At 60.5% G+C, this 22230-nt stretch carries 21 protein-coding genes; 13 read left to right on the top strand and 8 right to left on the bottom strand.

Features of this window, described 5'->3' with window-relative positions:
* The first annotated feature begins 59 nt into the window (after positions 1 to 59).
* Positions 60 to 734 carry a RadC family protein gene (gene radC, locus AB4N41_RS08045; protein ID WP_041476636.1) on the top strand — a complete coding sequence of 225 codons (675 nt, stop codon included), beginning with the start codon at positions 60 to 62 and terminating at the stop codon, positions 732 to 734.
* 145 nt (positions 735 to 879) lie between these two features.
* Here radC and AB4N41_RS08040 read toward each other — a convergent pair whose 3' ends face one another.
* Positions 880 to 2466: an ABC transporter substrate-binding protein gene (locus AB4N41_RS08040; protein WP_133335679.1), complete on the bottom strand. Its 1587-nt coding sequence runs from the start codon at positions 2464 to 2466 to the stop codon at positions 880 to 882.
* A gap of 446 nt (positions 2467 to 2912) precedes the next feature.
* Between AB4N41_RS08040 and rpmB the strand changes: the two genes are divergently transcribed.
* Positions 2913 to 3146 (top strand): 50S ribosomal protein L28, encoded by a 234-nt coding sequence (gene rpmB, locus AB4N41_RS08035; RefSeq protein WP_007920377.1) that lies wholly within the window; start codon positions 2913 to 2915, stop codon positions 3144 to 3146.
* An 11-nt stretch (positions 3147 to 3157) separates the two neighbouring features.
* Entirely contained in the window at positions 3158 to 3313 is a 156-nt protein-coding gene (gene rpmG / locus AB4N41_RS08030) for a 50S ribosomal protein L33 (RefSeq protein ID WP_016772554.1), read from the top strand.
* 203 nt (positions 3314 to 3516) lie between these two features.
* On the opposite strand, the gene AB4N41_RS08025 is transcribed toward rpmG, so the two are convergent.
* Entirely contained in the window at positions 3517 to 3879 is a 363-nt protein-coding gene (locus AB4N41_RS08025; protein WP_056791593.1) for a cupin domain-containing protein, read from the bottom strand.
* Positions 3880 to 4115: 236 nt separating this feature from the next.
* Here AB4N41_RS08025 and AB4N41_RS08020 point away from each other — a divergent pair, with 236 nt between their 5' ends.
* Positions 4116 to 5609, top strand: coding sequence for an aldehyde dehydrogenase (locus AB4N41_RS08020; RefSeq protein ID WP_252877105.1), 1494 nt, complete (start codon positions 4116 to 4118; stop codon positions 5607 to 5609).
* Between the two features lie 260 nt (positions 5610 to 5869).
* Positions 5870 to 7012: an MFS transporter gene (locus AB4N41_RS08015; RefSeq protein ID WP_252868468.1), complete on the top strand. Its 1143-nt coding sequence runs from the start codon at positions 5870 to 5872 to the stop codon at positions 7010 to 7012.
* Positions 7013 to 7099: 87 nt separating this feature from the next.
* Here the strand turns inward: AB4N41_RS08015 and AB4N41_RS08010 are convergent, their stop codons facing one another.
* Together AB4N41_RS08010 and AB4N41_RS08005 are read right to left on the bottom strand one after the other, a co-directional pair.
* A complete protein-coding gene (locus AB4N41_RS08010; RefSeq protein ID WP_217864871.1) occupies positions 7100 to 8668 on the bottom strand; it encodes a phospholipase D family protein in 1569 nt (522 codons plus the stop codon).
* A gap of 61 nt (positions 8669 to 8729) precedes the next feature.
* Entirely contained in the window at positions 8730 to 10151 is a 1422-nt protein-coding gene (locus AB4N41_RS08005; protein ID WP_460138377.1) for an aminotransferase-like domain-containing protein, read from the bottom strand.
* 175 nt (positions 10152 to 10326) lie between these two features.
* On the opposite strand from AB4N41_RS08005, the gene AB4N41_RS08000 reads away from it, so the two are divergent.
* Positions 10327 to 10569, top strand: a complete 243-nt coding sequence (locus AB4N41_RS08000) for a DUF1127 domain-containing protein (RefSeq protein ID WP_041476642.1) — start codon at positions 10327 to 10329, stop codon at positions 10567 to 10569.
* Between the two features lie 120 nt (positions 10570 to 10689).
* Here AB4N41_RS08000 and AB4N41_RS07995 read toward each other — a convergent pair whose 3' ends face one another.
* On the bottom strand, positions 10690 to 12000 hold the full coding sequence (locus AB4N41_RS07995; protein WP_236167768.1) for an NAD(P)/FAD-dependent oxidoreductase: 1311 nt from the start codon (positions 11998 to 12000) through the stop codon (positions 10690 to 10692).
* Positions 12001 to 12146: 146 nt separating this feature from the next.
* Between AB4N41_RS07995 and AB4N41_RS07990 the strand changes: the two genes are divergently transcribed.
* Positions 12147 to 12500, top strand: coding sequence for a YkgJ family cysteine cluster protein (locus AB4N41_RS07990; RefSeq protein ID WP_041476668.1), 354 nt, complete (start codon positions 12147 to 12149; stop codon positions 12498 to 12500).
* Between the two features lie 120 nt (positions 12501 to 12620).
* On the opposite strand, the gene AB4N41_RS07985 is transcribed toward AB4N41_RS07990, so the two are convergent.
* Positions 12621 to 13109, bottom strand: coding sequence for an Lrp/AsnC ligand binding domain-containing protein (locus AB4N41_RS07985; protein ID WP_010465173.1), 489 nt, complete (start codon positions 13107 to 13109; stop codon positions 12621 to 12623).
* A gap of 153 nt (positions 13110 to 13262) precedes the next feature.
* On the opposite strand from AB4N41_RS07985, the gene dadA reads away from it, so the two are divergent.
* The 6 genes from dadA (at position 13263) to AB4N41_RS07955 (ending at position 19384) form a co-directional block, all read left to right on the top strand.
* Positions 13263 to 14567 (top strand): D-amino acid dehydrogenase, encoded by a 1305-nt coding sequence (gene dadA, locus AB4N41_RS07980; protein ID WP_056791607.1) that lies wholly within the window; start codon positions 13263 to 13265, stop codon positions 14565 to 14567.
* Positions 14539 to 14892, top strand: a complete 354-nt coding sequence (locus AB4N41_RS07975) for a RidA family protein (protein ID WP_041476645.1) — start codon at positions 14539 to 14541, stop codon at positions 14890 to 14892. The genes dadA and AB4N41_RS07975 overlap by 29 nt, the downstream gene beginning before the upstream one ends.
* Before the next feature lie 93 nt (positions 14893 to 14985).
* Positions 14986 to 16059, top strand: a complete 1074-nt coding sequence (alr, locus tag AB4N41_RS07970; protein ID WP_252877104.1) for an alanine racemase — start codon at positions 14986 to 14988, stop codon at positions 16057 to 16059.
* A gap of 88 nt (positions 16060 to 16147) precedes the next feature.
* Entirely contained in the window at positions 16148 to 16696 is a 549-nt protein-coding gene (locus AB4N41_RS07965; protein WP_016772566.1) for a cupin domain-containing protein, read from the top strand.
* A 181-nt stretch (positions 16697 to 16877) separates the two neighbouring features.
* Positions 16878 to 17291 carry a c-type cytochrome gene (locus AB4N41_RS07960; RefSeq protein WP_039757383.1) on the top strand — a complete coding sequence of 138 codons (414 nt, stop codon included), beginning with the start codon at positions 16878 to 16880 and terminating at the stop codon, positions 17289 to 17291.
* A gap of 170 nt (positions 17292 to 17461) precedes the next feature.
* Positions 17462 to 19384 (top strand): acetyl-CoA hydrolase/transferase C-terminal domain-containing protein, encoded by a 1923-nt coding sequence (locus AB4N41_RS07955; protein WP_056791610.1) that lies wholly within the window; start codon positions 17462 to 17464, stop codon positions 19382 to 19384.
* Positions 19385 to 19515: 131 nt separating this feature from the next.
* Here the strand turns inward: AB4N41_RS07955 and AB4N41_RS07950 are convergent, their stop codons facing one another.
* Positions 19516 to 20088 (bottom strand): xanthine phosphoribosyltransferase, encoded by a 573-nt coding sequence (locus AB4N41_RS07950; protein ID WP_016772573.1) that lies wholly within the window; start codon positions 20086 to 20088, stop codon positions 19516 to 19518.
* 57 nt (positions 20089 to 20145) lie between these two features.
* The gene (gene rep, locus AB4N41_RS07945) at positions 20146 to 22155 is read right to left on the bottom strand and encodes a DNA helicase Rep (protein WP_016772574.1); all 2010 of its coding nucleotides are present in this window, start codon (positions 22153 to 22155) and stop codon (positions 20146 to 20148) included.
* Between the last annotated feature and the right edge of the window lie 75 nt (positions 22156 to 22230).

Genomic DNA, 22230 nt, shown 5'->3' with positions numbered 1-22230 from the left:
GGGCTACGATATCACAGCGACCGCTACGGAACAGCGGCGCCCACAGACAAGGAGGTGCTATGAGTATTCGCGATTGGCCGGCGGCGGAACGGCCTCGGGAAAGGCTGTTGGAACACGGCGCAGGGAGTCTTTCGGACGCTGAGTTGTTGGCGATTTTTCTGCGCACCGGATTGCCCGGAAAAAGCGCTGTGGACCTCGCCAGACATCTGCTGACGCAATTCGGTGGCCTGCGTTTGCTGCTCGAGGCCGATCAGGACGCATTCAGCAAACAACTGGGCCTCGGCCCCGCCAAGTTCGCGCAGCTGCAAGCCGCGCAGGAAATGAGCAAGCGCCATCTGGCCGAGCGCTCACGACAGAAACCGGCACTGGAGAACCCTCAGGTCGTCCGCGATTACCTCAAGGCGATGCTGCGGCATGAGCCGCACGAGGTGTTCGGCTGCCTGTTTCTCGATTCAAAGCATCAGGTGCTTAATTTCGAGGCGCTGTTTCGCGGCTCGATCGACAACACCAGCGTGCACCCACGGGAGGTGGTGAAGCGGGCGCTGGCCAATAACGCGGCGGCGGTGATCCTGTGTCACAACCATCCGTCCGGCAACACCGATCCTAGTCAGGCCGATCGGCTGCTGACCAAGCGCCTGCAGAAAGCGCTGGAGCTGATTGACGTGCGAGTGCTCGATCACTTCATCGTCGGAGACGGCGAACCGCTGTCGATGGCGGAGTGTGGCTGGATGTAGTTCTCGGCGCCGATTCTGGACCTTGTGGGAGCGAGCCTGCTCGCGAAGGCGTTTTATCAGTCAGCATCATTGTTTGCTGAAAGACCGCTTTCGCGAGCGGGCTCGCTCCCACAGATTGTTTCCATCCACCGGCGTGTCAGGCAGGTTATTTGAGGCTGATCTTGGAGTAATCCTGCCGGCCAAACGGGCTGACGGAATAACCCTGAACATCCTTGCGCGTCAAAGCGTAGGCCGTCGGGTGCGCCAGTGGCAGCCACAATGCCTGCTGCTGGATCTGCGCTTGTGCCTGCTCATACAGCTTGGTGCGCACGCCTTGCTCGCTGGTGGTCTTGCCGGCGCTGATCAGCTTGTCCAGATCGGCGTTGCAGTACCGCGCGAAGTTGGTCCCGGACTTCACTGCTGCGCAGGAAAACTGCGGAGTGAGGAAGTTGTCCGGGTCGCCGTTGTCACCGGCCCAGCCCATGAACAGCAGATCATGTTCGCCGGCCTTGGCGCGACGAATCAGCTCGCCCCATTCGATCACACGAATTTCTGCCTGGATGCCGATCTCGGCCAGATCCGACTGCAGCATCTGCGCGCCGAGGCTTGGGTTCGGGTTGAGCAGGCTGCCCGATGGCCGCGTCCAGATCGTGGTCTGGAAGCCGTCCTTCAAGCCGGCCTTGGCCAGCAGCGCCTTGGCCTTGGCCACGTCGTGCGGATAGCCCGGCAGGTTCTTGGCATAGCTCCAGGTGTTCGGTGGGTATGGCCCATTGGCTGCCTCGGCGGTGTCTTCGAACACGGCTTTGATGTAGTTGGCCTTGTCGAAAGCGAGGTTGATCGCCTGGCGCACTTCCGGCTTGTCCAGCGGCGGATGCTGGCTGTTAATGCCCACGAAAGCGGTCATGAACGCGTCAGTCTTTTCGACTTTCAGCGTCGGTTCCTTCAGCGCGGCCTGTACATCCAATGGTTTCGGCGACAGGGCGATCTGGCATTCATTGCGCCGCAGCTTTTGCAGGCGCACGTTGGCGTCCGGCGTGATGGCGAAGATCAACGGGTCGACGGCAGGCTTGCCATGGAAATAATCCGGGTTGGCCTTGTAGCGAATCGCCGCGTCTTTCTGAAAGCGATTGAACACGAACGGACCGGTGCCGATCGGCTGGCTGTTGAGTTTGTCGGTGGCGCCGGCCTTCATCAGTTTGTCGGCGTATTCGGCGGAATAGATCGAGGCGAAGCCCATGCTCAGGGTCGCGAGGAAGGTCGAATCCGGATGATCAAGCGTGAAACGCACGGTGAGCGGGTCAAGGGCGTCGATCTTCTTGATCAGGGTTGGCAGTTGCATCGACTGCGCATGGGGGAAGCCGCTCTGCGCGACTTTGTGCCACGGGTTGGCCGGGTCGAGCATGCGGTCGAAGCTGAATTTGACGTCTTCGGCACTCAGCTCGCGGCTCGGCTTGAAGTAATCGGTTGTGTGAAATTTCACCTGCGGGTGCAGTTTGAACACATAGGTGAGGCCGTCGGTGCTGACTTCCCAGCTGTCGGCAAGGCTCGGAATGACCTTGCCGCTGGCGGTGTCGAAATCCACCAGGCGGTTCATCAATACGTCAGCCGAAGCATTGGTGGTGGTCAGTGAGTTGTACTGCACCACGTCGAACCCTTCAGGGCTGGCCTCGGTGCACACGCTCAACGCGGCGGCCTGGGCAAGGGGGCTCAGCAGGAGCGGGGCGAGCAACAGGGGTAGGGCAGCGAGGCGCATGGTCGGTTTCCTTTACAGATCGAAGGCCCATCTGCAAGTGCAGTCTGGAAAAGTCCTACCCTAGAGCTCTGAATTGCAAATGACTATCCCCTTTTTGCATTTTCAGGCGCACTCTTGCGCGGTTTCTAGCGTGGGCCGCCCGATGAAAAGTCTGAATCGCCTGTAGGACGGGATTTCTGCGACGAGTGGTCAAAACTGGCCGCAGCCTTTGTCCAAGGCGTCTGCGGCGGAAAAAATCGCCCTTTTGCCGATTGATTGCACACCGATTGTTGTTGCACCCCGGTCTTTCTGGTATAAAGCAGCGCTCTTTTCTAGGGGCCCGGTTCCTTCACTGTAGGTGTAGCCGGTAAGACCTCTAAAGAAACGCGGCGCCTGGCGCCAAATGACTGAGAGATTAAGCGGCCAACCCATGCCGGGTTGGGCATGTGGTTTTAGAGGGCTGAGGCATGTCGAGAGTATGTCAAGTTACCGGTAAGGGTCCGGTGACTGGGAATAACATTTCCCACGCAAACAACAAAACCCGTCGTCGTTTCCTGCCGAACCTGCAGCATCACCGCTTCTGGGTTGAAGAAGAGAAACGTTTTGTGCGTCTGCGCGTATCTGCCAAAGGCATGCGTATCATCGACAAGCGTGGCATCACTGTCGTGCTCGCCGAACTTCGCCGCGATGGCAAGATTTAAGGGAGCTAATCATGCGTGAATTGATTCGTTTGATCTCGAGCGCCGGTACTGGTCACTTCTACACTACCGACAAGAACAAGCGTACTACCCCGGACAAAATCGAGATCAAGAAATATGATCCGGTTGTTCGCAAGCACGTGATGTACAAGGAAGGCAAAATCAAGTAATTGATTTTTCCTGACTGCGAAAAAGGCCCGTATCGTGAGATACGGGCCTTTTTTTTGCCTTGGATTCTGCGGTGACCGGTTGGGCCTTATCGCTGGCAAGCCAGCTCCCACATTGATTGCCGGTCTTCACAGAACCTGTGTCATGCACAAAACCTGTGGGAGCTGGCTTGCCAGCGATGAGGGCCGATCAGCCAGCAAACATCTCAAGCCTTCTGTTCAAAGATCACATAAACCTTGCGGCAAGCCTCCAGCACTTCCCAGGTGCCGCGAAAACCCGCCGGGATCACGAAGCGATCGCCAACGCGCAAGGTCTTGGCATTGCCATCGCTGTCACGCAATACCGAAACCCCCTGCAGAATCTCGCAGTACTCATTCTCGGTGTAATTCACCGTCCACTGGCCCACCGCGCCTTCCCACACACCAACGCCCATTTGCCCACAAGGGCTGTCGTATTGATGAAACACCGCTTGCTCAGGGTCGCCTTTGAGCACTTTCGCCGGGTCCGGGCGATAACGCTCGGCTGCGCTGCTGGCGAGGCTGATGTCGACGACATTCTGGATGTTCATTGTTGTTTTCTCCGTTAATGACGGCGCGTTGGCTGGAATGGGCCAAAGTCTATGTTTATTAAAATGAACACCGCAAGGCCGTATGGCCAGCTTATGTCAAATATATTGAAACAAACCCGGTCGCTGGTTTAGGGTGGCGGGTGCCTCGGGCCGAAAGTGCAGGCTGGCCGGGCAGAATTCTTGAACAGCGCCGCAGCGCTTGCGGTGCTCGTATTCAATAAGAGGAGGACACCCGAATGACCACCCTGACTCGTGCCGACTGGGAACAACGCGCCCGCGATCTGAAAATCGAAGGCCGCGCCTTCTTGAATGGCGAATACACCGACGCCGTTTCCGGCGAAACCTTCGAATGCATCAGCCCGGTCGATGGCCGCTTGCTCGGCAAGATCGCCAGCTGCGACGCCGCCGATGCTGACCGTGCTGTAGAAAACGCCCGCGCCACCTTCAACTCCGGCGTCTGGTCGCGCCTGGCGCCGACCAAACGCAAAGCCACCATGATCCGCTTCGCCAGCCTGCTGAAACAGCACGCCGAAGAACTCGCGCTGCTGGAAACCCTCGACATGGGCAAGCCGATCAGCGATTCGCTGTACATCGACGTGCCGGGTGCGGCGCAGGCGCTGAGCTGGAGCGGTGAAGCGATCGACAAGATCTACGACGAAGTCGCCGCGACCCCACATGATCAACTGGGCTTGGTGACTCGCGAGCCGGTGGGCGTGGTCGGCGCTATCGTGCCGTGGAACTTCCCGCTGATGATGGCTTGCTGGAAACTCGGCCCGGCGCTGTCGACCGGTAACTCGGTGATCCTCAAGCCGTCGGAAAAGTCGCCGCTGACCGCCATCCGTATCGCTGCGCTGGCCATTGAAGCCGGTATTCCGAAAGGCGTGCTCAATGTGCTGCCGGGCTATGGCCACACCGTCGGCAAGGCGCTGGGTCTGCATAATGATGTCGACACGCTGGTCTTCACCGGCTCGACCAAGATCGCCAAGCAACTGATGGTCTACGCCGGCGAATCGAACATGAAGCGCGTCTGGCTGGAGGCCGGCGGCAAGAGCCCGAACATCGTCTTCGCCGATGCGCCGGATCTGCAGGCCGCCGCTGAATCCGCCGCCAGCGCCATCGCCTTCAACCAGGGCGAAGTCTGCACCGCCGGTTCGCGTCTGCTGGTCGAGCGCTCGATCAAGGACAAATTCCTGCCGATGGTGATCGAGGCGCTGAAAACCTGGAAGCCCGGCAATCCGCTGGACCCGGCGACCAACGTCGGTGCGCTGGTCGATACCCAGCAGATGAACACCGTGCTGTCGTACATCGAATCCGGCCATAGCGATGGCGCCAAACTGGTCGCCGGCGGCAAGCGCATCCTCCAGGAGACCGGTGGCACTTACGTCGAGCCAACCATTTTCGATGGTGTGAGCAATGCGATGAAGATTGCTCAGGAAGAGATTTTCGGCCCAGTGTTGTCGGTGATCACTTTCGATAGCGCCGAAGAAGCCATCCAGATCGCCAACGACACGCCATACGGTCTGGCCGCAGCGGTGTGGACCCAGGACATCTCCAAGGCGCATCTGACTGCCAAGGCCCTGCGCGCCGGTAGCGTGTGGGTCAACCAGTACGATGGCGGCGACATGACCGCGCCGTTCGGTGGCTTCAAGCAGTCGGGTAACGGTCGCGACAAATCGCTGCACGCCTTCGACAAGTACACCGAGCTGAAGGCGACGTGGATCAAGCTGTAAGACGTTAGCGAGCCCGGTCACTCCGGGCTTCCTGACCAAACAGAGATCCCCTGTGGGAGCGAGCCTCTGTGGTGAGGGGATTTATCCCCGTTCGGCTGCGAAGCAGTCGCTAAACCATTGCACGCGGTGTACCTGGTACATCGTGGTTGCAGGTTTTGGGGCCGCTGCGCGACCCAACGGGGATAAATCCCCTCGCCACAGGGGCTCGCTCCCACAGTGATTTTGTGGTGCATATAAAAATATCCACAGGAGCGTGGAACATGCGGTGGGCGACGTATTTCGCCGTGTTGGCGTCTGTCTTGAGTGTCGGCCTGGCCCTGGGGGTCAGCATGCCGCTGGTGTCGTTGCGTCTGGAGGGCTGGGGCTACGGCTCGTTCGCGATCGGTGTGATGGCAGCCATGCCGGCGATCGGCGTGTTGCTGGGGGCGAAGGTTTCCAGCCATCTCGCTGCGTATTTCGGCACGGCGAACCTGATGCGCCTGTGCCTGTGGGCCGGGGCATTGTCGATCGGCCTGCTGGCGCTGCTGCCGAGTTATCCGATCTGGTTGCTGCTGCGGTTGCTGATCGGTGTGATCCTGACCATCGTGTTCATTCTTGGCGAGAGCTGGATCAATCAGCTGGTGGTCGAGCAGTGGCGCGGGCGTCTGGTGGCGCTGTATGGCAGCAGCTATGCGCTGAGCCAGCTGTCCGGTCCGTTGCTGCTGGGTGCGCTGGGTACCGAGCATGATTACGGTTTCTGGGTCGGGGTCGGTCTGCTGACGCTCTCGCCTTTCCTGCTGCTGGGGCGCAGCGGCGCGCCGAGCAGCGAGGCCAACAGCGTCACGTTTGGTGATCTGTGGGGCTTCGCCCGTGAGCTGCCGGCGATTGCCTGGGCGGTGTCATTGTTCGCCGCGTTCGAAGCGATGATCCTGACGTTGCTGCCGGTGTACTGCCTGCAACAGGGGTTCACCGCCGAAATCGCGCTGGCCATGGTCAGCACCGTGGTGGTCGGCGATGCGCTGCTGCAATTGCCGATTGGCGCCCTGGCCGATTACCTGTCGCGGCGCACGCTGTTTGCCGGGTGCGCGGTAGTGTTAATGCTGTCGAGTCTGGCCATTCCAATGCTGCTCGACACGCTGCTGATCTGGCCGCTTTGGGTGCTGTTCGGCGCCAGTGCTGGCGGCTTGTTTACCCTGTCGCTGATTCTGATTGGCGAGCGTTATCGTGACGATGCGCTGGTGCGCGCCAATGCGCATATTGCCCAGTTGTGGGGTGTCGGTTGTCTGGTCGGGCCGTTGGCGGCGGGGGCGGGGAGTCAGTGGATCAACGGGCATGCGTTGCCACTGTTGATGGCGGCGGGGGCTTTCGGGTTGGTTATCCTGTTGTTGCGCCAGGGCGCCTTCGGCAAAATCCAGACTGCTTGAGATCAAAAGATCGCAGCCTTCGGCAGCTCTTACAGGGCAAACGCATTTCCAACTGTAGGAGCTGCCGAAGGCTGCGATCTTTGCTTTTTACAGCATCCGCTCCAGGCCGACGCTGGTGCTGAACCATGAGTTGAAGCGCCGCCACCAGCTCCCCGGCTCCTTGGTCAGGGTGTGCATCTGGCCGTTGTCCTCGGTGACCCAGACGACCTTGCCGTCCTCGAGTTTCGCCTGATAACTCAAGGTTGGCGCCATGCCTTGCAGTGCCAGTGCGCGCACATGCTCGGCCAGTTCCGGGCTGTCCACCAGGACGCCGACCTCGGTGTTCCACAGCACCGAGCGCGGGTCGAAATTGAACGAACCGATAAACGATTTGCGTCGATCAAAGATCATCGCCTTGCTGTGCAGGCTGGAATCCGAGCCGCGAAACGACTTGCTGTAGAACACGCGTGGCCCGCTGCCGTAGTTATCCCCAGGCTGGCGGCGCAACTCATAGAGTTTCACCCCGTGTTCAAGCAACGCCTTGCGATAGGGCGCGTAACCGCCATGCACCGCCGGCACGTCAGTGGCCTCCAGTGAATTGGTCAGCAGGCTCACGGAGACCCCGGCATCGGCGCGCCCGGTCAGATAGACCAGCCCTGGCTGACCCGGCACGAAGTAGGCGGAAATCATGATCAGCTCTTTGCTGACGCCGGTCAGTTCCGGCGCCAGTTGCGTGGTCAGCAGCAGATGCGGATCGGGTTCGCCCTTGGACAGGACCTTGCTCGGCGCATCCCACAAGGCCTGGTTCCAGGCCCAGATCAGCTCTCTGCGCCAGATGTCCATGCGCGGGTCGGTGGTGAACTTCATCAACTGCTGATACAGCGCGTGGTTCTGCTTGCGGGTTTCTTCCAGCGACTCTTCCAGGCGCGTGCGCGTGTTTTGCAGGTCGGCGGCGGTCGGTTGGCTGGAGAGGAATTCGTCGATCGGCTTGCTCAGCGCGCTGTTCCAGTACTGGTCGAAACTGTGCCCGAGCTGCTCGGCCACCGGGCCGATGCTGAGCATGTCGATGTCGGTGAAATTCAGGTTGGCTTCGGCATCGAAATATTCATCGCCCAGATTGCGCCCGCCGACGATAGCCGCGCTGTTGTCCGCCAGCCACAGTTTGTTGTGCATGCGCCGGTGCTGCACGGACAGGTTGAACAGTCGCCCGGCCGCACGCGTGACGCCGGTGCTGCGTCCCAGGTGCAACGGATTGAACAAACGAATCTGGATCTGCGGATGTGCCGCAAGGGTGGCGATGATCTGGTCGAGGCCGTCGCTGGTGGTGTCATCGAGCAGGATGCGCACGCGCACGCCACGGTCGGCAGCCTTCAACACTTCCTCCACCAGCATCCGCGTGCTGATGCCGTCGTGGACGATGTAGTACTGCAAATCGAGGCTGACCTGGGCATGGCGAATCAGCTCGGCGCGTGCGGTAAAGGCCTCGCCACTGTCCGAGAGCAGGCGAAACCCCGATTGCCCTTTGTAGGGTGCGGCCTGAGCCTGAATCGAACGGCCGAAGCTGGAGTCCGACGCCGGCAGGGCCTGGCTTGGTTCGCGCGGCACATCAAGGCTGGCGCAGCCGCTGAGGAACGAGGCGAGTATCAGTAAAGCGAGTAGGGGCTGTCTGAAGCTCACGTAGGGTCGTTCCGGTTGGCGGCTGAGGTCGGCAATTTGGACGCCGGGCGCGCAAAAAAGGTCAGTCGGTCTCGGCGAGTAATTTGATTGCCGCAGCACCGACCTTGCGCACCGCTTCTTCGATTTGCGCTGTTGGTTTGGCAGCGTAGTTCATCCGCAAACAATTGCGGTACTTGCCCGAGGCGGAAAAGATGCTGCCAACGGCAATCTGTACGCCCTGATCGTGCAGCGCACGATTCAGTTTCAGCGTGTCGAAACCTTCCGGCAGCTCCACCCAGAGCATGAAGCTGCCCTGCGGGCGACTGGCGCGGGTGCCGGCCGGGAAATAGCGCGTCACCCAGTCGATCATCGCGTCACGATTGCGTTGGTACTGCATGCGCATACGCCGCAAGTGCGGCTCGAAATGGCCGGTCTTGATGAATTCGGCGATAGCTATCTGCGGTTGTGGTGCGGTGGAGCCGGTGCTGATGTATTTCATGTGCAGCACTCGCTCCAGATATCGGCCCGGCGCCACCCAGCCGATGCGCAGCCCCGGCGCCAGGGTCTTGGAGAACGAGCTGCAGAGCAACACGCGGCCGTCTTCGTCGAAGGATTTGATCGTACGCGGGCGCGGGTAGGTGTAGGCCAGCTCGCCATACACATCGTCTTCAATGATCGCCACGTCGAAACGCTGGGCGAGCGTCAACAACGCGCGTTTGCGCGACTCGGGCATGACGTAGCCGAGCGGGTTGTTGCAGTTTGGGGTGAGCTGAATGGCCTTGATCGGCCACTGTTCCAGCGCCAGTTCCAGGGCGTCGAGGCTGATCCCGGTGAGCGGGTCGGTGGGGATTTCCAGGGCTTTCATGCCCAGGCCTTTGAGGGTCTGCATGGCGCCGTGAAAACTCGGCGAGTCCACCGCGACGATGTCGCCCGGCTCGCAGATCGCATGGATGCTGGTGGACAGCGCTTCGTGGCAGCCAGTGGTGATCACCAGATCGCTGGCGCTCAACTGACAGCCGGAATCGAGCATCAGCCGTGCGATCTGTTCGCGCAGTTCGAGGTTGCCGTGGATGTTGTCGTAATACAGACCAGGCATGTCCTGCCGGCGGCTGATTCGCGCCAGCCCGCGCAGCAGCGGCTTCATGGTAGGTGAGCCAACATCGGGCATGCCCCGACCCAATTGCACGACGTCCTTGCGCGGTACGGCGCGGATCAATTCCAGCACCTGATCCCATTGCGAAATCTCTACCGGCCGTTGCGCGGGGCGGCCTACTGCGGGCAGCTCCGGCAATTCGCGTCCTACGGGGACAAAATAGCCGGACTTGGGTTTTGGCGTGGCCAGACCGCTGTCTTCAAGCACGCGATACGCCTGCTGCACCGTGCTCAGACTGACTCCGTGTTCGACGCTCAAGGCACGCACCGACGGCAAGCGGTCGCCGGGACGATAGAAGCCTTGTTCGATGCGGGTGCCGAGCAATTCGGCGAGGTTTACATACAGAGTCATGGTGGCCTCAGTGCGTATCGGTGGAAACCAGTACAGATGCGGCAAAAATCAGTCATTCAGTCGATGAATCGGCAAATCTGTATGGAGTTAATACACGTTCTTTGAGTCTGTAATGGTTTTGCTCGCCCGCGCATCATGGAATCTCTGGCTACCCAAGTAAACAGGAGCAACGAAAATGAACGGCTTGAGCGATGTGCGGCTGACGTTACACAGTCAGGAACTGGCGGCAGGGCAAAAGGACAACGCGCGCAATCTGCTGCGTAACGCGCCGTCCGGCCTCAGTCGCTGGGATCTGTTCTGGCATCGTCTGCACACGCGTAAGGCGTTGCTCGGCCTGACACCGGAGCAGCTCAAGGATGTCGGGTTGACGCGGGAGCAGGCAAGGGAGGAGGGGTTGAAGCCGTTCTGGCGGATATGAATACCGCAGAGCGTTCCCATGCTCTGCGTGGGAACGCCGGCCCGGACGCTCTGCGTCCGCTGTGACGCAGAGCGTCACTGGATGCATTCCCGCGCGGAGCGTGGGAACGATCCTGATTCGTCAGACCAACTCTTTCAGCCGATGCCACAACATCCCCAACGCCAACAACGGCGAGCGCAAGTGCTTACCGCCGGGGAAGGTGATGTGCGGCACCTTGGCGAACAGATCAAAGCCGCCGCCATGCTGCCCGCTGATCGCCTCGGCCAGCAGCTTGCCGGCCAGGTGTGTGGCATTCACCCCATGCCCTGAATAGGCCTGGGCGTAATACACGTTCGGCTGGTCGGCGAGCCGGCCAATCTGCGGCAAGCGGTTGGCACCGATGCCGATCATCCCGCCCCACTGATAATCGATTTTCACCCCGGCCAGTTGCGGGAACACTTCAAGCATCTTCGGTTGCATATAGGCGCCGATGTCTTTCGGATCGCGTCCCGAGTAATGACATGCGCCGCCAAACAACAAGCGTCGATCCGCCGAGAGCCGGTAGTAATCCAGCGCCACCCGCTGATCGCAGACCGCCATGTTCTGCGGCAGCAGGTTGTGCGCCTGCTCTGCGCTCAACGGTTCGGTGGCGATGATGTAGCTGCCGGCGGGCAGGACCTTGCCGCTCAGTTGCGGGTTGAGGTCATGGAGATAGGCATTGCAGCCCAGCACCAGAGTCTTCGCCCGCACCGAGCCTAGCGCGGTGTGCACCTTCACTTCGGGGCCGTAATCGATGCGCGTCACTGCCGATTGCTCGAACAATTGCACGCCCAGTTGCTGCGCCGCTGCCGCTTCGCCCAGCGCCAGATTCAGCGGGTGCAGATGCCCGGAACCCATGTCGATCAAACCGCCGACATAGCGCTTGGAACCGACCACGGTGTGCATTTCACTGGCCTGCAACAGACGGGTTTCGTAGCGATAACCCAGGCTGCGGAGTTCTTCGGCATCTTCGGCAAAACCGTCGAGATCGGAAGGCTTGTTGGCGAGGTCGCAGTAGCCCCAGGTCAGGTCGCAGGCAATGCCGAAACGCTCAACGCGCCGACGGACAATCTCCACCGCTTCCAGGCCCATGAGTTTCATCTCGCGCACGCCCTCGGCACCGATGACATTGGCGAACTGGTCAAGGCCGTGACCGACACCGCGAATCAACTGCCCGCCGTTGCGACCGCTGGCGCCCCAGCCGATCCGGTGCGCTTCCAGCAACACTACGCTGAAACCGCGTTCGGCCAGTTCCAGCGCCGTGTTCAACCCGGAAAAGCCACCGCCGACCACGCAGACATCCGCCACCACCTCGCCTTGCAGCACGGGATGGTCAGGCTGCGGCAGGCTGCTGGCGGCGTAATAAGAGGCAACGTGGGGTTGGCTCGCGGTGGTCGGGGCGCGGGCGGTCATGGGCATCATCCAACGGCTGAGTGTCGAGAAAATTTGACGGAGCATAAGCCGCGCGCCCGAACGTGGGCAACATCGGTCGGCCTGCGGTGTCTGGATCCGGACTTTTGCGGCACAATCATCAGCCCGCCACTTTGGTCACCGTTTCGATGAGCTGCAACAGTCAGAAAATCCGCACCCTGCGTCAGCAGATCCCCACGTTCGACTGCGTGCCGGGCTGCCACGACTGCTGCGGCCCGGTGACCACGTCGCCCGAGGAAATGGCCCGGCTGCCGCGCAAATCCCGCGCCGAGCAGGATGCCGCGCTGGAAGAACTCAACTGTGTGCACCTGGGGCCGAATGGCTGCACGGTGTATGAAGAGCGGCCGCTGATCTGTCGATTGTTTGGTACGACCAAGACCCTGCCGTGCCCGAACGAGCGGCGGCCGGTGGAGTTGATTCATCCGCGGGTCGAGAAGCAGATTTTCGAGTACATGGCGGCGAATCGGCAGGTGTTGGTGTAAGCGATCGTTCCCACGCTCTGCGTGGGAATGCCTCTTCGGACGCTCCGCGTTCGGCCTTTGGGACGCAGAGCGTCCCGGGCTGCATTCCCACGCAGAGCGTGGGAACGATCATTGCGGTGATCAGTCCGGAATCGGCAGGCACAGGCTCTCTTTCACCTCTTCCATGACGATATAGCTCTTCGATTCACGCACATGCGGCAGCTTCAACAGAATGTCGCCGAGCAGTTTGCGGTACGAGGCCATCTCGGAAATCCGCGCTTTCACCAGATAGTCGAAATCTCCTGAGACCAAATGGCACTCCAGCACATGCGGCAGCTTCAGCACCGCGCGTCGGAACTCTTCGAATGTGTCACCGGATTTGTAGTCGAGGCTTATCTCGACGAACACCAGCAGGCTACCCTTCAAATGCTGCGGATTGAGCCGGGCGTTGTAGCCCATGATGATCCCCTCGCGCTCCAGACGCCGCACGCGCTCGGTGCACGGCGTGGTCGAGAGGCCGACCTTTTCCCCGAGTTCGGTAAAGGAAATCCGCCCGTCCGCCTGCAGGATGCGCAGGATGTTGCGGTCGATCTTGTCCAGCTCACGTTTGGTCTGAGTGTTGGTACGCATAGGGGATGCGCCTCCGTGAAAAGGGTTTTTGCCGAGAATTGTCGCCAAATATAGGTGCTTATATAGTGAAAAGCACTGGCATTTCTTTTTTACACTGCGCCCATCATTGCTCTAACAAACAGTTCGGCGAAAAGCCGCGATGAGGGATTGAAAATGCGCGTCATGGTCTTGGGTAGCGGCGTCATCGGTACCGCCAGTGCTTACTATCTGGCCCGTGCCGGGTTTGAAGTGGTGGTGGTCGACCGGCAGCCTGCTGCGGCCATGGAGACCAGTTTCGCCAACGCCGGCCAGGTCTCGCCGGGTTACGCCTCGCCGTGGGCTGCGCCGGGCGTGCCGCTCAAGGCCATCAAGTGGCTGCTGCAACGCCACGCGCCGCTGGCGATCAAAGCCACTGCCGACATCGACCAATACCTATGGATGGCGCAAATGCTGCGCAACTGCACCGCCAGCCGTTACGCGGTGAACAAGGAGCGCATGGTGCGTCTGTCCGAGTACAGCCGCGACTGCCTCGATGAATTGCGCGCCGAAACCGGTATCGCCTACGAAGGCCGCAGCCTCGGCACCACGCAGTTGTTCCGCACCCAGGCGCAACTGGATAACGCCGCCAAAGACATCGCCGTGCTGAAAGAATCCGGCGTGCCCTTTGAAGTCCTCGACCGCGCCGGCATTGCCCGCGTCGAACCGGCTCTGGCAGGCGTAACTGACATTCTCGCTGGCGCGCTGCGTCTGCCCAATGACCAGACCGGCGACTGCCAGATCTTCACCACCCGTCTCGCCGAAATGGCGCGCAAGCTCGGTGTGGAATTCCGTTTCGGCCAGGACATCCAGAGGCTCGATTACGCCGGTGACCGCATCAACGGTGTGTGGATCGACGGCAAGCTGGAAACTGCGGATCGCTACGTACTGGCGCTGGGCAGCTACTCGCCGCAGTTGCTCAAGCCGTTGGGCATCAAGGCCCCGGTGTATCCGCTCAAGGGCTACTCGCTGACCGTGCCGATCACCAACCCGGACATGGCGCCAACGTCGACCATTCTCGACGAGACCTACAAGGTCGCGATCACCCGTTTCGACAACCGCATCCGCGTCGGCGGCATGGCCGAGATCGCCGGTTTTGACCTGTCGCTGAACCCGCGTCGGCGCGAAACCCTGGAGATGATCGTCAACGACCTTTATCCTCAGGGCGGCAATCTGGCCGAGGCGAGTTTCTGGACCGGCCTGCGCCCGACCACGCCGGACGGTACGCCGATCGTTGGCGCCACGCCGTTCAAGAATCTGTTCCTCAACACCGGTCACGGCACGCTCGGCTGGACCATGGCCTGCGGTTCCGGCCGTTTGCTCGCCGACCTGATGGCGAAGAAAAAGCCGCAGATCAGCGCCGAAGGCCTCGATATTTCCCGTTACGGCAACCAGACCCAGGAGTCCGCAAAACATGTCAATCCAGCGCCAGCTCACCAATGAGCGCATGAGTCAGATCGTCAGCCACAACGGCACCGTGTATCTGGCCGGGCAGGTCGGCGACGACTTTGACGCCGGAATTGAACAGCAGACCCGCGAGGTGCTCGCCAATATCGAGCGCCTGCTCGATCTGGCCGGGACGGACAAGCAGCATCTGTTGTCGGCGACGATCTACCTGAACGACATTGAAGCGCACTTCGCCGGGATGAACGCGGTGTGGGACCAGTGGCTGCCAAAAGGCGCCGCACCGGCCCGTGCCACCGTCGAAGCGAAGATGGCCAAGCCAAGCATTCTGGTGGAGATATCCATCGTCGCCGCGCTGCCATAACGTTTTACAGATCCCTCTCCCGGTGCTGTTGGCGGTTCACGTCGTCAGTCAGCGCCGGTTTTTCTTCCCATGACCGCCCAGAAGTCTGCCGCCATGCGTCCTGCCCGTGCCCTGATCGACCTCCAAGCCCTGCGCCACAACTACCGAATTGCCCGCGAAGTCACCGGCGCCAAGGCGCTCGCCGTGATCAAGGCGGACGCCTACGGCCATGGCGCGGTACGTTGCGCCCAAGCGCTGGAAGCCGAAGCGGATGGTTTTGCCGTGGCCTGCATCGAAGAAGCATTGGAGCTGCGTGCTGCCGGAATTCGCGCGCCGGTACTGCTGCTGGAAGGCTTCTTCGAAGCCGATGAGCTGGCGTTGATCGTCGAGCATGATTTCTGGTGCGTGGTGCATTCGCTGTGGCAGCTCGAAGCGATCGAACAGGCAGTCCTGAGCAAACCGATCACGGTGTGGCTCAAGCTCGATTCCGGCATGCATCGCGTCGGCCTGCATCCGAAAGATTATCCAGCGGCCTATCAGCGTCTGCTGGCCAGCGGCAAGGTGGCGAAAATCGTGCTGATGAGCCACTTCGCCCGCGCCGATGAACTGCATGCGCAAAGCAGCGCCGAGCAGGTCGCGGTGTTCGAAGCGGCGCGTCAGGGTCTGGCGGCGGAAGTCAGCCTGCGCAACTCGCCAGCCGTGCTCGGTTGGCCAGAAATCCAAAGCGACTGGGTACGCCCGGGCATCATGCTCTACGGCGCGACCCCCTTCGAAGAAGTCAACGCCGTGGCCGAACGCCTGCAACCGGTGATGACCCTCGAATCGAAAGTCATCAGCGTGCGTGAATTGCCGGCCGGCGAACCGATCGGTTATGGCGCCAGATTCATCACCGACAAGCCGATGCGCATCGGCGTGGTCGCCATGGGTTACGCCGACGGTTACCCGCGTCAGGCGCCGACCGGCACGCCGGTGCTGGTGGCCGGCAAACTCAGCCGCCTGCTGGGGCGTGTGTCGATGGACATGCTCTGCATCGACCTGACCGACATACCGGAAGCGGGCCTCGGTTCCAACGTCGAACTGTGGGGCAAAAACATCCTCGCCAGCGATGTGGCGAAGTGGGCCGATACCATCCCGTATCAGATCTTCTGCAACCTGAAACGTGTGCCAAGGCTCTATTCCGAGGGTTGACGCCGCTGCGGGGGCCAAGTGTTGTAAATACTGAACGCTGTCGCCATGATAACGCTCAATATTCTTACAACATCAGGAGGCTCCCGCCTTGGACGTCGGTGAACGACTGCAATCGATCCGCAAGCTCAAAGGGCTTTCCCAGCGTGAACTCGCCAAACGCGCGGGCGTCACCAACAGCACCATTTCGATGATCGAAAAGAACAGCGTCAGCCCTTCGATCAGTTCGCTGAGAAAGGTGCTCGGCGGCATTCCCATGTCGATGGTCGAGTTCTTTTCCGAAGAGATCCTGCAGGACCAGCCGACCCAGATCGTCTACAAGGCCAATGAGCTGATCGACATCTCCGACGGCGCCGTGACCATGAAACTGGTCGGCCGCGCCCACCCGAGCCGCGCCATCGCCTTCCTCAACGAAATCTATCCGCCGGGCGCCGACACTGGCGAAGAAATGCTCACCCACGAGGGCGAGGAAACCGGAATTCTGGTCGAAGGCCGCCTCGAACTGGTGGTGGGTCTGGAAACTTTTATCCTCGAAGCCGGCGACAGCTACTATTTTGAAAGTACCAAGCCGCATCGTTTCCGTAACCCGTTCGACGTGCCGGCGCGACTAATCAGCGCAGCCACGCCGGCGAATTTCTAAGCAGAAGGCGCCAAGCCAATACGGCAAAGGCCCCAGAACCGTTTTACCGATGGGCAACAAGACCCCTCTAACCATGGGGTTGTTTCAGTACAGCGGCCTACCCGCTATACTTGCGCCCGCCTGCGAACCGTGGCCGCAGGCGTGAATAGCCACCATTGAGGGTGAACGCGTGAACCTAATTATGAAAATGCTGGCTGCACCAGCAACCGTACTGGCCCTCTGGGCTGTCAGCGCTCAAGCTGCGACAAATGACGACATCGCCAAACGCCTCGAGCCCGTCGGCCAGGTGTGTGTTCAAGGGCAGGAATGCAAGGGTATGGAAGTGGCTGCTACCGCTGGCGGTGGCGGCGGAGCAAAGGCCCCTAAAGACGTGATCGCCAAGCACTGCAACGCTTGTCACGGCACGGGCCTGCTCGGCGCGCCGAAGATCGGCGACAAGGCAGCCTGGAAGGAGCGGGCCGATCATCAGGGTGGTCTGGACGGCATCCTCGCCAAGGCCATCACCGGCATCAACGCCATGCCGCCAAAAGGCACCTGCGCCGATTGCTCCGATGAAGAGCTCAAGGGCGCGATCAAAGAGATGTCCGGTCTGTAATCAGCGCCGGCTTTGAAAAAAAACCGTCTTCGGACGGTTTTTTTGTGTCTGTGGTTTCTGGTTTCCGATTCATTCAGGCCCTGATCCCTCCAAACCAAACACTGTCCTTTGCAGCAAACTCAAGGCAATCTCGGTCTACCCCTATCAATAGAACGGGCGGGAGGCTTCAGATGGTGCAGTTGTGTTCGATCGAACAGGCGGTGGACGACGTGCTGGCGCGTTTGCCTGCGCACATCCACATGGGCCTGCCGCTGGGGTTGGGCAAGCCGAATCACTTCGTTAACGCGCTATACCGGCGCATCAAGGACCTGCCCGAGCGGCAGCTGACGATCTATACCGCGCTGTGCCTCGGTCGGCCGAATCTGGGCGATGGGTTGCAGAAGCGCTTTATCGAGCCTTTCGTCGAACGCGTGTTTGGTGATTATCCGGAGTTTGATTTTCTCGCCGATCTCCAGCATGACAGCCTGCCCGCCAACATCCGAATCCAACAGTTCTTCATGCAGCCGGGCAGTCTGCTCAACAGCGCGCCGGCGCAGCAGGATTACGTCAGCAGCAATTACAGCCATGCTGCCCGCGACATCAATGCGGCGGGCCTGAACCTTGTGGCGCAACTGCTGGCCAGCAACAGTGAGCATCCCGATCGTCTGAGCCTGAGCTGCAACCCGGACATCACCCTCGACCTGCTGCCGATGATCGCCAAGCGCCGCGAAGCGGGGGAGACCATTGTGCTGGTCGGCCAGGTCCATACGGATCTGCCGTACATGCCCGGCGATGCGGAAGTCGATATCGACACGTTTGATCTGCTGATCGACGAAAAGGACAGCAGCACGCTGTTTTCCACGCCGAATATGCCGGTGGGCTTTCAGGATCATTTCATTGGTTTGCACGCCAGTGCGCTGGTGCGCGATGGCGGTACATTGCAAATTGGTATCGGCTCGATGGGGGATGCGTTGACTGCTGCGCTACTCGCGCGGCAGGCCGATAACGCCGGCTATCAGGCGGTGCTCGATGACATCAACCTCAGCCAATGGGCGCAATTGATTCAGCGCGAGGGCGGCACCGCGCCATTTGCCAAAGGCCTCTACGGTTGCAGCGAGATGTTCGTCAACGGGCTGCTGGTTTTGGCGGATGCCGGGATCATCCGGCGCAAGGTCTATCCGGATGTGCCGACCCAAGAGCAGGCCAACGCCGGCAGCCTAGATGAAGCGGCACAGCCTGACGGTATCTGCGTCCACGGCGGCTTCTTCCTCGGCCCGCGCAGCTTTTATGAACGGCTGCGCGAGTTGCCGCAAAGCAAGCTGCTGGAATTCAACATGACCCGTATCAGCTACATCAACGAGCTGTACGGCCAGGAAGAGCTCAAGCGCTTGCAGCGCATCGATGCGCGCTTCATCAACACCGTGTTCACCATGACTCTGCTCGGCGCCGGCGTGGCTGATCAATTGGCAGACGGACGCGTGCTCAGCGGGGTTGGCGGCCAGTACAACTTTGTTGCTCAGGGCCATGCGCTGGAGGGCGCGCGATCGATGTTGATCCTGCGCAGCTGGCGCGAATCGGGCGGCGAGGTCAGTTCCAATATCGTCTGGGACTACGGCCACTGCACGATCCCGCGGCACCTGCGCGACATCGTCGTCACCGAGTACGGCATCGCCGACCTGCGCGGAAAATCCGACGCAGCGGTGATCGAAGCGCTGCTCAACATCAGCGATTCTCGCTTCCAGCCGGGACTGATCGAACAGGCGCAGAAAGTCGGCAAGCTGCCAAAGGATTTCCGTATCGATCCACGGTTTGCCGATAACACACCGCAACGCTTGCAGGCGATTGCCGCGCGACATCCGAACCTGTTTCCGGAGTATCCGCTGGGCTGTGATTTCACCGCGATCGAACGGGATCTGCTGCGGGCGCTGAACTGGCTGAAGAGCAAGTTCAAGCTGACTGAGATTCTGGAATTGGGCAAGGCAGCGCTGGATGCGCCGGAGGCCTCAACGTTCCCGGAACACCTTGAGCGGATGCAGCTGACCAATCCGGAGGGCCTGAAGGAGGACCTTTTCCAACGCCTGCTGCTCACAGGCCTCAAAGCTACCGCGCAATAACTGCCCACACCAGAACCCACTGTGGGAGCGAGCCTGCTCGCGAAAGCGGTGTGTCATTCACTCAACAGGGTGACTGACACAATGCATTCGCGAGCAGGCTCGCTCCCACAGGGGAAACTCGGTGCCGCTGGTTACTCGATGAAGGTAACGACGCCATCCTTCAGCGATTGCACCCGGGCCAGCGACTCAACGCGGTAGCCCTGCGAGTCCAGTTCGGCGCGGCCGCCCTGGAACGACTTTTCGATGACGATGCCCAGACCGGCGACGGTGGCGCCGGCCTGTTTGATGATCGAGATCAGCGCTTGCGAGGCCTTACCGTTGGCCAGGAAATCGTCGATGATCAGCACGCGGTCGCTGCTGGTCAGGTGGCGCGGGGAAATGGCCACGGTGCTTTCGGTCTTCTTGGTGAACGAGTAGACGGTCGCCGAGAGCAGGTTTTCAGTCAGGGTCAGCGACTGTTGCTTGCGGGCGAAGATCACCGGCACGCCGAGGTTCAGACCGGTCATGATCGCCGGGGCGATGCCTGAGGCCTCGATGGTGACGATCTTGGTGATCCCGGAGTCCTTGAACAGCGCGGCGAATTCGTCACCGATCAGCTTCATCAGGGCCGGGTCGATCTGGTGGTTCAGAAAAGCGTCGACTTTCAGGACCTGATCGGAAAGCACGATGCCTTCTTCGCGGATTTTTTTGTGCAGTGCTTCCACAACAGCTTCCTCTGTTGGCGCGATGGGCGCCGAAGGTAGATTAAAAAGTAGTCGATTCTAGCGCTTTAACATCGCGCGTATATCGGCCAATGCGCTATTGCCACGCACGGCTTTGACTTCAGTCGGGGTGTCGTCGTTGCCTTCCCAGGCCAGATCGTCCGGCGGCAGTTCATCGAGGAAGCGGCTCGGCGCGCAGTCGATGATTTCGCCGTACTGCTTGCGCTTGGCTGCGAAGGTGAAGGCCAGGGTCTGGCGGGCGCGGGTGATGCCCACGTAGGCCAGGCGACGCTCTTCTTCGATGGTGTCGGCTTCGATGCTGGAACGGTGCGGGAGGATTTCCTCTTCCATGCCCATGATGAACACGTAAGGAAATTCCAGCCCTTTGGACGCATGCAGCGTCATCATCTGCACACCTTCGGCACCGTCCTCTTCTTCCTGCTGGCGCTCAAGCATGTCACGCAGCACCAGTTTGCCGATGGCGTCCTCGACGGTCATTTCGCCGTCTTCGTCTTTCTCGAGGGTGTTTTTCAACGCCTCGATCAGGAACCAGACGTTGCCCATGCGGTAGTCCGCCGCCTTGTCGCTGGAGCTGTTGGTGCGCAGCCAGTTCTCGTAATCGATGTCCATGACCATGCTGCGCAGCGCAGAGATCGGATCTTCGCCGGCGCACTGCTCGCGGACCTTGTCCATGAAGCGCTTGAAGCGCGCCAGGCGATCGGTGAAGCGGCTGTCGAGATGTTCGCCCAGGCCAATTTCGTCGGTGGCGGCGTACATCGAGATCTTGCGTTCGGTAGCGTAGTTACCGAGCTTTTCCAGGGTGGTCGAGCCGATCTCGCGACGCGGCACGTTGATCACGCGCAGGAAGGCGTTGTCGTCATCCGGATTGACGATCAGGCGGAAGTAAGCCATCAGGTCCTTCACTTCCTGGCGACCGAAGAAGCTGTTGCCGCCGCTCAGGCGATACGGCACCTGGTGGTGTTGCAGCTTCAATTCGATCAGCTTGGCCTGGTAGTTACCGCGATAGAGAATCGCAAAATCGCTGTACGGGCGGTCGGTGCGCAAATGCAGGCTGAGGATTTCCATCGCCACGCGCTCGGCTTCGGCGTCCTCGTTGCGGCAGCGGATCACGCGGATCTCGTCGCCGTGGCCCATCTCGCTCCACAGCTGTTTTTCGAATTCGTGCGGGTTGTTCGAGATCAGCACGTTGGCGCAGCGCAGGATGCGGCTGGTGGAGCGGTAGTTCTGCTCCAGCATCACCACTTTCAAGGACGGATAGTCGTCCTTGAGCAGCATCAGGTTTTCCGGGCGCGCGCCACGCCAGGCATAGATCGACTGGTCATCGTCGCCCACCACGGTGAACTGGTTGCGCTTGCCGATGAGCATCTTCACCAACAGATACTGGCTGGCGTTGGTGTCCTGGTATTCGTCGACGAGCAGGTACCGCACCTTGTTCTGCCACTTTTCGAGAATGTCGGCGTGTTCTTCGAAGAGCTTTACCGGCAGCAGGATCAGGTCATCGAAGTCCACCGCGTTGAACGCCTTGAGCGTGCGCTGGTAGTGGGTGTAGACGATCGCGGCGGTCTGTTCCTTGGGATTGCGCGCGTTTTCCAGGGCCTGGGCGGGCAGGATCAGATCGTTTTTCCAGGCGCCGATCATGTTCTTGATCTCGTCGACGCCGTCGTCGCCCGCGTATTCCTTCTGCATGATGTCGGTCATCAGGGCTTTGACGTCGGTCTCGTCGAAGATCGAGAAACCGGGTTTGTAGCCCAGCCGCGCATGCTCCTTGCGGATAATGTTCAAGCCCAGGTTGTGGAAGGTGCAGACGGTCAGGCCGCGTCCTTCGCCGGCACGCAACAGGGTGCCGACCCGCTCTTTCATTTCGCGCGCGGCCTTGTTGGTAAAGGTCATGGCGACGATGTACTGGGCGCGGATGCCGCAGTTCTGAATCAGGTGCGCGATCTTGCGCGTGATCACGCTGGTCTTGCCGGAGCCAGCACCGGCGAGCACCAATAGAGGGCCGCCGACGTAGTTCACGGCTTCTTGCTGCCGGGGATTGAGTCGGGACATACGAAAATTCGGGAGTCGTTGACGAAATGGGCCGGCATTTTAACAGGCTCAGCGATTTGTGCTGCTCTGTCCGAC

Source organism: Pseudomonas sp. S2_A10 (assembly GCF_054668465.1).
The sequence above is the reverse complement of the archived record's forward strand: the minus strand, read 5'-3'. Positions and strand labels throughout refer to the sequence as shown.

Coding starts and splice junctions, on each gene's coding strand:
- radC (WP_041476636.1), top strand. CDS start 60: ATGAGTATTCGCGATTGGCCGGCGGCGGAACGGCCTCGGGAAAGGCTG.
- AB4N41_RS08040 (WP_133335679.1), bottom strand. CDS start 2,466: ATGCGCCTCGCTGCCCTACCCCTGTTGCTCGCCCCGCTCCTGCTGAGC.
- rpmB (WP_007920377.1), top strand. CDS start 2,913: ATGTCGAGAGTATGTCAAGTTACCGGTAAGGGTCCGGTGACTGGGAAT.
- rpmG (WP_016772554.1), top strand. CDS start 3,158: ATGCGTGAATTGATTCGTTTGATCTCGAGCGCCGGTACTGGTCACTTC.
- AB4N41_RS08025 (WP_056791593.1), bottom strand. CDS start 3,879: ATGAACATCCAGAATGTCGTCGACATCAGCCTCGCCAGCAGCGCAGCC.
- AB4N41_RS08020 (WP_252877105.1), top strand. CDS start 4,116: ATGACCACCCTGACTCGTGCCGACTGGGAACAACGCGCCCGCGATCTG.
- AB4N41_RS08015 (WP_252868468.1), top strand. CDS start 5,870: ATGCGGTGGGCGACGTATTTCGCCGTGTTGGCGTCTGTCTTGAGTGTC.
- AB4N41_RS08005 (WP_460138377.1), bottom strand. CDS start 10,151: ATGACTCTGTATGTAAACCTCGCCGAATTGCTCGGCACCCGCATCGAA.
- AB4N41_RS08000 (WP_041476642.1), top strand. CDS start 10,327: ATGAACGGCTTGAGCGATGTGCGGCTGACGTTACACAGTCAGGAACTG.
- AB4N41_RS07995 (WP_236167768.1), bottom strand. CDS start 12,000: ATGACCGCCCGCGCCCCGACCACCGCGAGCCAACCCCACGTTGCCTCT.
- AB4N41_RS07990 (WP_041476668.1), top strand. CDS start 12,147: ATGAGCTGCAACAGTCAGAAAATCCGCACCCTGCGTCAGCAGATCCCC.
- AB4N41_RS07985 (WP_010465173.1), bottom strand. CDS start 13,109: ATGCGTACCAACACTCAGACCAAACGTGAGCTGGACAAGATCGACCGC.
- dadA (WP_056791607.1), top strand. CDS start 13,263: ATGCGCGTCATGGTCTTGGGTAGCGGCGTCATCGGTACCGCCAGTGCT.
- AB4N41_RS07975 (WP_041476645.1), top strand. CDS start 14,539: ATGTCAATCCAGCGCCAGCTCACCAATGAGCGCATGAGTCAGATCGTC.
- alr (WP_252877104.1), top strand. CDS start 14,986: ATGCGTCCTGCCCGTGCCCTGATCGACCTCCAAGCCCTGCGCCACAAC.
- AB4N41_RS07960 (WP_039757383.1), top strand. CDS start 16,878: ATGAAAATGCTGGCTGCACCAGCAACCGTACTGGCCCTCTGGGCTGTC.
- AB4N41_RS07955 (WP_056791610.1), top strand. CDS start 17,462: ATGGTGCAGTTGTGTTCGATCGAACAGGCGGTGGACGACGTGCTGGCG.
- rep (WP_016772574.1), bottom strand. CDS start 22,155: ATGTCCCGACTCAATCCCCGGCAGCAAGAAGCCGTGAACTACGTCGGC.